1 pseudogene is annotated in these 994 nt (G+C 44.0%); it reads right to left on the bottom strand.

Features of this window, described 5'->3' with window-relative positions:
* Positions 1–994, bottom strand: a pseudogene (locus ACFINS_RS09785) (hypothetical protein); the annotation flags it as partial.

Below are 994 nucleotides of genomic sequence, written 5' to 3'. Positions count from 1 at the left end.
TACTTAGCTCCTCCACCTAAAGATTGTGCAACTTTATCACCTAGAGCATGAAGCTGATTACCCGTTACAGCATCCGTGGAACCATCCTTAATGACGCCATCTAAAAGAGATGTAAGCTTGCTATTGCTTTTGCTATCTTTCTCTCCATGCGTCGCTACAAAGGCATGTGCAGTGTCGCTCCATAATAAAGCATCACCATTAACCGCTTGAGTAATATTACTTAGTTTTTCATCAAACTTTTTAACCTCATTAGACAGATGTGTGTTCACATTCTTGACACTCGTATCAAGACCCGCAAAGGCACTACCAACATCATTGAAGCTCTTCTTTCCCACATCACCATCTGCAGAAATATTAGAGATCTCGTAAGTCGGAGCTGTCCATGTGCCATTCTCATACTTAGCTTTACCACCTAAAGACTTCGCAACACCGCTCCCTAGTGCATATAGCTGGTTACCCGCTACAGCATCCGTTGACGTTCTACTAATGTCGCCATTTTTAAGAGACGTTATCTTGCTGCTCTCTTTACTGTCCCCATGCGTTGCTACAAACGCACCTTTAGACTTATCCCACAACAAGGCGTCAGCCTGAGCAGTGGTAATGCCCTTTTCAATCTCTTCGGTAATTTCATCCTTAACATGATCGATTTTATCTTTAACATTCTCAAATGAATCACCAACACCAGAAAAGGCAGACGCGACATCGTTATAACTCGAGGCAGTAACACTGCCATCTTCTTTCACGCTCTTAACCGTGAATGTAGGCGCACTCCAAGTTCCATTCTCATACTTAGCTTTACCACCTAAAGACTTCGCAACACCGCTCCCTAGTGCATATAGCTGGTTACCCGCTACAGCATCCGTTGACGTTCTACTAATGTCGCCATTTTTAAGAGACGTTATCTTGCTGTTCTCTTTACTGTCCCCATGCGTCGCTACAAACGCACCTTTGGACTTATCCCACAACAAGGCATCAGCCTGAGCAGTGGTAATTT

Origin of the sequence: Bartonella sp. AA2SXKL (assembly GCF_042197205.1) — a bacterium.
Lineage (GTDB): Bacteria > Pseudomonadota > Alphaproteobacteria > Rhizobiales > Rhizobiaceae > Bartonella.
Note: the sequence above shows the minus strand (reverse complement) of the source record. Positions and strands in the feature narration are given on the sequence as shown.